This window comes from Sorangium sp. So ce1335, assembly GCF_051521615.1.
Lineage (GTDB): Bacteria > Myxococcota_A > Polyangia > Polyangiales > Polyangiaceae > Sorangium.
The window spans coordinates 1,457,532-1,467,996 of sequence record NZ_CP150363.1 but is presented as its reverse complement, the minus strand read 5'-3'; the positions used below and the strand labels follow the sequence as shown (position 1 = coordinate 1,467,996).

At 72.1% G+C, this 10,465-nt stretch carries 6 protein-coding genes; 5 read left to right on the top strand and 1 reads right to left on the bottom strand.

The features are described 5' to 3' along the window. The first annotated feature begins 93 nt into the window (after nt 1–93). From WMF24_RS05255 to WMF24_RS05235, 5 genes are all read left to right on the top strand, one after another. The gene (locus WMF24_RS05255) at nt 94–1,839 is read left to right on the top strand and encodes a hypothetical protein (protein ID WP_437735243.1); all 1,746 of its coding nucleotides are present in this window, start codon (nt 94–96) and stop codon (nt 1,837–1,839) included. A gap of 326 nt (nt 1,840–2,165) precedes the next feature. Further along, a complete protein-coding gene (locus WMF24_RS05250; protein WP_437735242.1) occupies nt 2,166–3,707 on the top strand; it encodes a DUF5924 family protein in 1,542 nt (513 codons plus the stop codon). Then, on the top strand, nt 3,704–4,567 hold the full coding sequence (locus WMF24_RS05245) for a hypothetical protein (RefSeq protein ID WP_437735241.1): 864 nt from the start codon (nt 3,704–3,706) through the stop codon (nt 4,565–4,567). The genes WMF24_RS05250 and WMF24_RS05245 overlap by 4 nt, the downstream gene beginning before the upstream one ends. A 567-nt stretch (nt 4,568–5,134) precedes the next feature. After that, nucleotides 5,135–6,883 (top strand): DUF1592 domain-containing protein, encoded by a 1,749-nt coding sequence (locus WMF24_RS05240; RefSeq protein WP_437735240.1) that lies wholly within the window; start codon nt 5,135–5,137, stop codon nt 6,881–6,883. Nucleotides 6,884–6,887: 4 nt separating this feature from the next. Further along, nucleotides 6,888–8,360, top strand: a complete 1,473-nt coding sequence (locus tag WMF24_RS05235; protein ID WP_437735239.1) for a DUF1552 domain-containing protein — start codon at nt 6,888–6,890, stop codon at nt 8,358–8,360. Nucleotides 8,361–8,368: 8 nt separating this feature from the next. Here the strand turns inward: WMF24_RS05235 and WMF24_RS05230 are convergent, their stop codons facing one another. Beyond that, complete coding sequence (locus WMF24_RS05230; protein ID WP_437735238.1) at nt 8,369–10,294, bottom strand: sensor histidine kinase; 1,926 nt, start codon at nt 10,292–10,294, stop codon at nt 8,369–8,371. Nucleotides 10,295–10,465 lie beyond the last annotated feature (171 nt).

Genomic DNA, 10,465 nt, shown 5'->3' with positions numbered 1-10,465 from the left:
CCGCGCGGGGCCGGGGGGCGGCGTGCTAGCGTCGCGGCGCACGCACCGGGGGCGGGGCGCCGCGCGCCGGGGTGAACGCGAAGGGACACGCTGATGGCACACTGGCAAACCGTCGACTGGTCGAAGCTCAAGCGCAAGGACGGCTCCGCGCAGAACCTGCCGCACCACCTCGGCGCGCTCACCGCCGCGCAGCCCGAGGCGCGGGCGCAGGCCCGCGGCGAGCTGCGCCGCTTCCTCTGCGACGCGGCCGACTGGTTCTCCGCCAGCGCCCCGGCGATCACGTCGCTGGTCGATCTCGCGGCGGACCCGGCGACGCCGGATCGCGGCCAGGTCCTGGCGCTCGCCGTCGATGTCCTGACCGTGGGGCACCGGTGGTTCCTTGCGCGCGGCCTCGACTTCCGCGAGGCGAGGGTGCAGTCGCTCTTCGCGAAGGGGACCGAGGCGCGGCGCGCGCTCGAGGCGATGGAGGCCGAGCTGCCGCGGCTCGCGCGGCTCGCCGAGGACGCGGACGCGGGCGTGCGCGCGGCGGCGGCGATGGCGCTCGCGTTCATCGCGTCGGCCGCGGCGCCCTCCCGCGCCCTGCTGCTCGGCCGGCTGGATCGCGAGCCCGAGCCGCTCGTGCGCGGCAGCGTGGCCGTGGCGCTCGGGATGCTCGGCCGCTACGAGCCGAGCGCCGAGATCGCGCAGCGCCTGCGCGCGCTCGTGGCGGGCAACGAGCCCGAGATCCTCCGCGGCGTCGCCTTCGCGGCCCGCCTCCACGTCGATCCCGCGCCTCCTTCGGCCGCGGAGCTCGAGCTCGCGGGCGCGCTGCTCCGCGCGACGCGCGTCGACGAGGCGCTCTTTCCCTGGATGTACGGCCGGGTGGACCACCTCGTCGAGCAGCAGCTCAAGGCGCATTCCGAGGAGGGGGCGCTCGTCGCGGCGCGCCTGCTCCTCGCGATGGTGCGCGACGCGGACGCGTCCGATCCGCTGCGCAACGAGCGCGCGAAGGACGCGCTCGGGCTCGTCCTGGACCCGTACGCGGACGCGCCGGACGCGCTCTCCGAGGGTCAGGCCGAGGTGGCCCGCGAGCTCACCCGGCTCGACGTCGACCTCCCGTTCGCGCTCTACCACCTGCCGGGCAGGCGCCGCGACCGCCGGCGCTTCCTCGGGATCGATCCCCCGGGGCCGCTCGATCGGGTCGTCCCCCTCGACCTCCCGGGCGTGGATCCGGCGTGGCCGCTCTGGAGGACGCTGCGCTTCCTCGGCGGCAAGCGCTTCGACGAGCGCGTCCTCGCGGAGCGGCTGCGCGAGGCGCTCTCCCCGGAGGACTACCTCGGGGTGTGCGGGGAGTGGAAGCTCGGCACCTACGGGGTGCGGATGCGATCGGACCTGCTGCGGCCCGCCATCGAGGCGGCCCCGGCCGACGTGGCCCAGCGCTGGGGGCGCGCGTTCGCGGACATGTTGCTGGACGATCCGTCGCTCTCGAGCAACCAGCGCGCGGTCGGCAACTACGCCGTGCTGCCGCTGGTCCGGGGCCTGGGTCCCGGGCAGGTGCTCGAGGATCGCTACGACGGGCTGCTGACCTACGTGGGGCCGGAGTGGCTCGCCCGCGAGGTGCTCTCCGCGCTACCCCTGGATCGGCGCGAGCGGGTCCTGTGCGACGAGATCGAGCGCAACCTCGCCGCCGGGTCCGCGCTGGACATCTCGCTGCGGCTGCTCGTGCCGCTGCTCGATCTGGCCCCCACCGAGCGGGTGCGGGACGCGACCTCGCGCCTCGTCGCGCGGGTGGAGCCCGAGGACGAGGACCTCGCGGCGGAGGCGCGGGAGGCGCTCGCCGGGCTCGGCTCTGCGCAGTAGCTGCTGCGGCGGCGTCGGCCTTCGCGCGACGCCGCGCTCCGGCCCGGGCGCCCGCCGCCCGGGTGCTGCGGGCTGCGGGACACAGCGCGCCCGCACGGCGCCGGCGCGGCGGCCGGCACCCCGCGCGCCGGCGCTCGAAGGTGGGCCGCCGGTCGGGTACGCTGCGCCCCGGACATGGGTGGAGGGGGAATTCCCCCACCCTGCCGGAATGATGGAACCGCCAAGACGCCCTGAGACGCCAAGATTTTTGTGTTTTCTTGGCGTCTCAGGGCGCCTTGGCAGTTCAAAAGACCCCACCATCGGCCGAAGTACCCCACGACCCGGACATGAAGCAGCCCGCGCCGCGCTCCCCTGACGCCTCGGCCCCCGAGGCCCACGCGAACGCGCCCTCGCGGCCGTCGCCGCCGTCCTCCAGCGCCACGACCGCCGTCCACCCGAAGGCGCGCGTCCCCGACGCCTTCGGTGAGGCGCCGACCATCGTGTACATGCCCGGCGACGGGCCCGGCCCCGTGCCGGGCGCCGCCCCGCCCGGCGCCCCCGGCGCGCCCCGCGGAGGCCCCGCGGCGCCCGGCGACCGGGACCGCGGCGCCCTCGACGACGTCACCCTGCGCATGCCGCCCAGGGCCGGCGCCCCCGGCGCGGAGCCCGAGGACCGCACGCTCAAGATGCCCGCCCGCCCGGCGCGCTCCGCCGAGCCCGAGGACCGCACGCTCAAGATGCCCGCCCGCCCGGCGCGCTCCGCCGAGGAGGACGACGCGCCGACCGTCAAGGCCGAGCCCAAGGCGTCCTTCGTCGATCTGGACGCCGAGGCCGAGGAGGAGGGCCGGCCCCAGGACTTCAAGTCATCCGTCCGCGCGTTCTTCAAGCGCCACCACAAGAAGCTCTGGTGGCTGCACACCGCCTATGCGCTGAGCCTCGGCGCCTTCGTCGTGACCTTCGCGCAGAAGGGGTTCCAGCACGCCCGCTTCCTCGCGATCTCGGTCAGCATCGCCTGGCTGCTCGTGCTCCTGTTCTTCCGGCTGTTCGGCACCGGCGCCCGCCAGGACTTCGCGACGGCGTGGCGCGGCGCCCGGCTTCGCTTCCTCGTGATGACCTATGTCCTGAAGAACCTCTATCAGGGCATGCTCTTCTTCCTCCTGCCGTTCTACTGGAAGAGCGCCAGCCTCGACGCCCCGAACCGCTGGTTCGTCCTCCTCCTCGGCGGCTGCGCCGTGCTCTCGACGCTCGATCTCGTCTTCGACCGCGTGCTCATGCGCTGGAAGACGCTCGCCTCGGTGTTCTACGGCGTGACGCTGTTCGCGTGCCTGAACCTCGTCATCCCCGCGCTGCTCCCCAACACCCGCACGCTCTACACGCTGCTCTCCGCCGCCCTCGTGTCCGTGCTCGGCTTCTGCACGCTCCACCTGCCGTTCGGCGCCCTCTGGAGCCGCGTTGGCGTCGTGTTCCTCGTCGTCGCGTCGGCCGCCGGCGTCGGCCTCGCCTACGGCACGCGGCAGATCATCCCCCCGGTGCCGATGCACCTGTCGTCGGCGGCCGTCGGCCCTTCTATACTCCCGGACGGCCGCCTCGCCATGTCCGTGAAATCGCTTCACTTTTCGGTCATCCGGGAGCTCCGCGCCGTCACCGACGTCGTGGTCCCCGGCGGCGACGGCGACCGGCTGCTCCATGTGTGGCGGCACGAGGGGCGCGAGGTGCTCCGCGCGCCGGAGGAGACGCTGCGGGTGCCGGGCCCGGAGGGCGCGGTGCGGCTCAAGTCGCAGCTCGTGGGCGGGAGCCTGCCGCGCAAGCTGGCCGGGCACTGGACGGTCGACGTCGAGACCCAGGACGGCCAGCTCGTCGGCCGCACGTCGTTCGAGGTGACGGAATGAGCGGGAACGGCGGCTGGAACCGGAACCTGACGGCGAGCGCGCTCCGGGGCGATGATCCCCTGCGCGCCGCGCAGCGCGCGCGCTGGGTCGACGCCGGCAACATGGCCAACGGGTTCCTCGTGTTCGGCAACGTGGTCACCGGCGTCATCGCGATAGGCAACGTCGCGCGCGGGTTCATCGCGATCGGCAATGTCGCCGTCGGCGTCGTCGCGATAGGCAACGTCGCGTTCGGCGTCGTCGGCGGCTTCGGCGCGACGATCGCGGTCGGCGCCTTCGCCGGCGCGGGCGTGCTCGCGTTCCCGGTGCTCGCCGGGACGGCGGGCGTGATGAGCGCGCTCGACCTGAACCTCGTCCTCTCGCTGCTCCCGATCGGGCTGTGGGTCCTCGCCGCGCGCGTGTTCCGCGGGCAGCGCGCGCCCCGCCTCGGCCGGAGCCCCGAGCTGACGCCGCTCCGCGCGCTGCTCCGCGGCGAGCGCCCCGACGGCTGGGTGCGCGCGCGCGTCGGGCGCGCGGGCGGCGGCGCGCTCCGGCTGAAGCAGCGCGGCGCCGAGGCCGAGCTGCCGGCGACCCCCGAGGCGCTTGGCGCGGGCGGCGCGCTCGTCCCGGAGGGCCGGGGAGCGACGCTGTTCGCGTACCTGCGCGCCGAGGAGCACGTCGTCGGCGGCGGCAGCGGCTACCGCGAGGCGCAGCAGCGCCAGCGGGTCCTCACGGTCGCGGACCTCGTGCAGCCGCCGGCGTGGGTCCCGCCGTGGAGCACCGGCGCCGAGGTGCAGTGGTGGCTCGCGCGCGCGTGGGACGTGGGGGCTGTCGCGGCGGTGGTGCTCAGGGCGGCGCAGCTCGTCGCGGGCGCTGTGGGGTGAGCGCCCCGGCGGCGCCGGGCGCAGCGCTCGACCCAGGGCTCGGCGCCCTGCGTGCCAGCGCCGACCAGGCGGGCACGGTGTGTGGAGTCGCCTGGCTTGCCCTGAAGAGATTCACAGGAAGGCGGGATGACCCTTCGGTTTTTCTCCCCGCCTTCCTGTTCAGGTCCGGCCACCACCGATCTCGCCGCGTCGCCACGCGCTCGACATGCACGGGATGCATGAGTCCCATGCCTCCTGTGCGCTGGTATCGCACCGGTGAGCCGATCATGGTTCCACGATGGCGACAGGCCTCGTCACCGCAACCCTTCGATACCGATCCCCGGTCCCCGGTCGACAGAGGGCCCCTGAGCGTGGCGCACAGCGCTGGCGAATGCCCTTCATGGATTGTCTCACCCGGGATGTAATCAATTGACAGACAGCGAATCTTTGCTTTCCTTCATGGCTCTGCTGGCGAGGTGCGGCTTCCTTGATCTCCGTGCGATAGCGCGAGGGTGGAAGCCATGATGATCCGCTGGTGGTGGGGAGCGGCCTCCTTGCTCTTCCTGTGGCCGCGCGAGGACCGAAGCCATGCAGCGGACGGAGCCGAACCGCGTGAAATCCATCGAAGAACTCGCTCTCTTCGCCGCGCCTCGGCGCCGGGCGACGGCGCTCCTCGGCGCGCTCGTCCTCGCCGCGTCCGGCGCGGCCCTGGGCTGTGTCGGCCACGCCGGCGGTGACAGCGACGATCCGCCTGGCCAGAGCGGCCTCGTCGACGTCGCCCCGGCGGTGATGCGCCGGATGACACCGGAGCAGTTCACGAGCTCGATGCGCGATCTGTTCGGCGATCCGGCGCTCGTCCTCGACCTGGACCCCGACGCGGGAGAGGTCGCATCGCTCCTCGCCGTCGACAAGCTCAACGCCGCGGCGGAGACGATCGTCGCCCGGCGCGCGTCGTGGGGGAGAGCGGTGTTCCCGTGCGACACGAGCGGCCCTGATGACGAGGTGTGCGTCGACGACTTCGTGCGGACGTTCGGGCGTCGCGCCTTCCGGCACACGCTCGACGAGGCCGAGGTCGCGATGCTCAAGGCCCAGTACACCCGGGCGCGAAAGGAGCAGTCGTTCGAGGACGCCCTCCTCGTCGTGCTCAAGACGATGATCCAGTCGCCAAACGTCTACTACCTCGTCGAGCTGGGCCGCGATGGCGACGGGAGCGCGGCGCTCGCCTCCGGCGTGCGTCCGCTGACGGGCTGGGAGCGGGCGGCGCGCCTGTCGTATTTTCTCTGGAACACGACGCCGGACGACGCGCTGCTCGACGCCGCGGAGTCCGGCGCGCTCGACACGGCGGAGGGCGTGCGCGCGCAGGCGGAGCGGCTCCTCTCGGACGACCGCGCCCGGGCCACGGCGAGGCGCTTCTTCGCCGACTGGATCGAGCTCGACGGCACGAACAAGCACGCATCGATCGAGAACGCGCCGAAGAGCCCCGAGTTCTACCCCGAGGATTCACCCGCGCTGCGCGCCGCCATGCGCACCGAGATCGAGGCGCTCGCGGAGCGCGTGCTCTTCGAGGGGGACGGCCGCTTCGAGACGCTGCTCACGACGACGGACGCGTACGTGAATGGGCCCCTCGCCGCCCTCTACGGGGTCGAGGGCCCCGCGGACGAGAGAACGTTCGCCTGGGTCTCGCTCCCCGGCGACCAGCGCGCGGGGATCTTCACGCGGGCGGCCTTCCTGAGCGTGTTCGGCAGCGTCGAGGTCAAGTCGCCGATCCGCCGCGGCGCGTACATCCTGGAGCAGGTGCTCTGTCGCCCCCTCGGCCCTCCGCCGCCCAACGCGAGCGACGTGCCGGTCAAGGGCGGCGTCGTCGAGGAGAACGGCGAGCTGGTGCACAGGACGATCCGCCAGGACGTCGAGGCCAAGACGTCGAGCGAGAGCTGCGTGAGCTGCCACGCGACGATCAACCCCATCGGCTTCGCGTTCGAGCATTACGACGCGCTCGGGCGGTGGCAGTCGCAGGAGACGGGCGGAGACGCGGACGCCCCGTACGCGCTCGACATCGACGCGCGCGGGCGCCTCCCCGCGATCGGCCCGGACGGGGAGAGCGTGGAGGTCGACGGCGGCGTCGAGATGTCGGCCGCCCTCGCGGCGAGCGCCGCGGCGCGCGCTTGCCTCACGAAGCACCTCTTCCAGACGGCGCTCCGCCGCGTGCCCGTCGATCAGGATCTCGCGTCGATCGAGGCGGCCACGCCGGCGCCGGAGAGCGGCGGCAGCATGCGTGACGCCCTCCTCGCCCTCACGACGAGCAACGCCTTCTTGCACCTGCGCCACCCCGAGGAGTGACCCCATGCGCCGCGCCGCTTTCAGCCGAAGGAATTTCCTCCGAACCGCGACCGGCCTGTGCATCGGGCTCCCGTTCCTCGAGGCGACGCACGGCGACGTCTGGGCCGCGGACGGCAGGGCCAGGCGGTTCATCGTGTTCTTCAGCCACGGCGGCACGATCACGTCGCGCCACAACTCAGGGTCCAAGGGCGATCCCTGGAAGCCGGGCGCCTGGAGCCTGCTCGATCTCTGGGCTCCCGGCGACGAGGGGCAGGCGCTCGAGGTCCTCGGCGACGAGATGGCCCCGCTCGAGGCCCACAAGGGCGATCTCACCCTGCTCCGCGGCGTCGACGACGCCGCCGGGCTGGTCCAGGGAGACTACGGCGGACACCACGGGTGCTCCAACGCGACCGTTCTGACCTGCGCCGACACGACCTCGGGGGGTGACGACGCCAGGGCGCTGGGCCCGTCGATCGATCAGGTGATCGCCCAGCGGCTCGCCAGCGAGAGCCCGACGCCGTTCTCGTCGATCGATCTCATGGTCGACGGGCACAACTACGGAGAGCCGCTGTACGGCGCGGGGGGAGAGCAGGTCTCCACCGAGAAGGACCCGACGAGCGCCTTCGACCGGCTCTTCAAGGATGTCGCGGAGTCCGCCTCCGGGCCCACGCCCGAGCAGCTCCGCATCCGCGCCCAGCGCAAGAGCGTGCTCGACGGGGTGAGCGAGCAGCTCGCGGCGCTGAAGGGGCGCGTGAGCGCTGCCGACAGGCACCTGCTCGACGCGCACGCCGAGCACATCCGTAGCCTGGAGAAGAAGCTCGAAGGCGTCGCCAGCCTGGCGGCGTGCACGAAGCCGGACGTCGGCGGCGCGCCCGTCTACCAGGGATACGGCTCTTACACGGGCGGAGGGATCCAGGAGGCCGCTCCCCTCCTGATCGACATCCTCCTTCACGCCTTCCGCTGCGGCCTCACCCACGTCGCCACATTCCAGATCGCCGACGTCCTGACGGGCTGGTTGCCTCAGCCTTACACCACCGACCTCGGCCACAGCCTCGGCCACGCCGGGCTCGACGTCGGCCCGAGCGGCGCGGAGCCCGACAGGATGGAGGACTGGCGCGCGACCATCCTCGCGAACCGCAACTGGCGCATGGAGATGTTCGCGCGCCTGCTCGACGGGCTGAAGAGCACCCCCGAGGGCGACGGCACGATGCTCGACAACAGCGTCGTGCTCTTCACGAGCGAGTTCGGGTGCGGGGGCGCGCACTCGCCTCGCGACGTCCCCGTCCTGCTCGCCGGCAAGGCAGGCGGCAGGTGGCCTGGCGGCCGGCACGTCAATTACAACAAGCGCGCGAGCGCGGACCCTGTCCAGTCCGAGTACGAGACCGACGTCTCGTTGCACAACGTCTACACCTCGATCTTGCGCGCCTTCGGCCAGGAAGACGCGCACTTCGGGAACGACACCGCGTACCGGAAGGGCCCCCTGGCGGAGCTGCCGTAGGGCACGCCTCACGCGGACGCCGTTCCCGCCACCTCCCCGTCGCCCCATCGTCCACCCCCGGGGTTCGACGACGGAGCGGCGTCACCCCCCTCGAGATCCGGGGGCAGCGGCAGCCGGACGAGGAACGTCGTGCCCCCGCCGGCCCCGCCATCGACCAGGATCTCGCCGCCGTGCGCCAGGACGATCGTCCGGCAGACGTAGAGCCCGACGCCGAGACCGCCGTGCGAATCCGGCTTCCATCGAAATGGCTCGAAGAGCCTCTCGCGCTGCTCCGGCGTGATGCCGACGCCGCGATCGTGCACGGAGACCACCGCCCAGCCGGCGTGCGAGCTGACCGACAGCGTGATCGGCTGTCCGGTCCCGTGCCGCGAGGCATTGGAGAGCAGGTTCGTGATGACCTGCTCGATGCGCGACTGGTCCCAGTAGCCGAAGACGGGGCCGTCGAGCCGGAGCTCCAGGGAACATCCGTCAGCCTCGATCTGCTCTGCCATCTGCCGGAGGGTCCTGCGCACGAGCGCCGTGAGCTCTGCCCGCTCCAGGTTCAGCGCCGGCGGACCGCTCGAGAAGCTCGCGACGACGAACATGTTGTTGATGACCTGCGTGATCCGAGCAAGCTCACGCGAGGACACCTTCAAGAAGCGGCCGAGCTCGTTCGGGCCCATCGTCGGCATGACGGGTTGAGAGCGCGATCGCACCATGTGCTCGTACAGGAGCCGCAGGCTCGTCAGCGGCGTGCGCAGCTCGTGCGATGCGAACCGCAGGAACTCCTCGCGGATACGGACGGCCTCCTTCAGCGCGGTCTCTGTGCGCTCCAGGCAACGGACACGATCTTCGAGCTCCCCGCGCAGCTCTTGCTCCCGTACCATGCCGGCGGCCACGTCCTTCGCGCGCCGCTGCAAGAGGACCGTCATGGTGACGCCGACGAGCAGCGTCACGGCACAGGCAGCAAGGATCACGCGGCGCGTCGCATGGAACACGACATAGGCCTCGTCCTTGTCGATCTCGGTCGCGAGGCCCAGGTCGAGCTCCGGATCCCACAGCCATGCGCCGACGACCTCCACGCCGCGATAATCGCGGTAGCCGTCGACATCGACCCCGGCGTTCCCCGCGATGGCGCTCGTCGCCATCCGCGTGAGCGGCTGCTCCGATCGGGACAACGGGCGCTGGGCGCCGTACGACACGTCGCCCCCGGGGTCGCGCAGCTCCACGTTGAGCGTCGAGCGCTTGCCGGCCGCGAGGAGGCCATTATCGTGCAGGCTCTGAGAGAACCTGAGCTCCGTGACGACGCGCCCGCGCCTGTCGAAGGCGTAGGTCTCCCCGCCTACGCCGACCTGTCCGCGTTGAACGGTCTCCGTGAACTCCTTTCCAGGATCGATGCGGAAGGCGAGCGCCGCGAGGATCTCCCCTTCCTCATCGAGAGCGCGCACCGGCGCCGCGACGAGGAGCATGGGGATGTCCCTGTCGAGGACCGGAGACCGCATGGAGAACGGCGCACCGATGATGACGGCGCCGCGCAGGGCCGCGGCGATGGTGTCCGGATCATGGGAGCTCAGGGTCCTTGTCGCGACGAAGTCACCGCGATCCGAGGCGATGTGGGTGCCATCCGTCGCGATGACGTCGAAGCCGAGGTACTCGTTCTGTTGAACGATCTTGTTCAGCTCGCGCCGCAGCGCCTCCAGGTGCGGGCAATCGCGGAGCGCCCCGTCGTCGCGGCGCTGCTCGATCTGCGCGGCGACCGCTCGCCGTAAGCTCGGCTCGCTCGCCCAGAACGCCACGATGGTCTTCGTCTGTCGCGCCCATGTCAAGAGCCCTCGGTGGGTCGTCGAGAGCACGGCCTGGACAGCCGCCGCGACGTTCTTGCGCTGGACGGCCTGGATTTCGCGGAGGCTCAAGAGCAAGACGAGCCCCACCGGCAGCAGCGCCGCCAGAGGCATCCAGTCATGCCAGTCTTTGATTCGTTTCCCGTACATGGCGCAGGCGAGACGCCTGGACCTCACAAATCACACCACCGTGACGTGTGAGCGTCTTGCACGCTCTGCCGCTCGTCCCGGGCCGTTCCTGCGCCCTGATCTGCGGAGGACCGTCGCGTCGCCTCGGGCAACGCG

Bases quoted from the DNA above. Each gene is read 5' to 3' on its own strand.
- WMF24_RS05245 (WP_437735241.1), top strand. From the start codon at position 3,704: ATGAGCGGGAACGGCGGCTGGAACCGGAACCTGACGGCGAGCGCGCTC.
- WMF24_RS05240 (WP_437735240.1), top strand. From the start codon at position 5,135: ATGCAGCGGACGGAGCCGAACCGCGTGAAATCCATCGAAGAACTCGCT.
- WMF24_RS05255 (WP_437735243.1), top strand. From the start codon at position 94: ATGGCACACTGGCAAACCGTCGACTGGTCGAAGCTCAAGCGCAAGGAC.
- WMF24_RS05250 (WP_437735242.1), top strand. From the start codon at position 2,166: ATGAAGCAGCCCGCGCCGCGCTCCCCTGACGCCTCGGCCCCCGAGGCC.
- WMF24_RS05230 (WP_437735238.1), bottom strand. From the start codon at position 10,294: ATGCCTCTGGCGGCGCTGCTGCCGGTGGGGCTCGTCTTGCTCTTGAGC.
- WMF24_RS05235 (WP_437735239.1), top strand. From the start codon at position 6,888: ATGCGCCGCGCCGCTTTCAGCCGAAGGAATTTCCTCCGAACCGCGACC.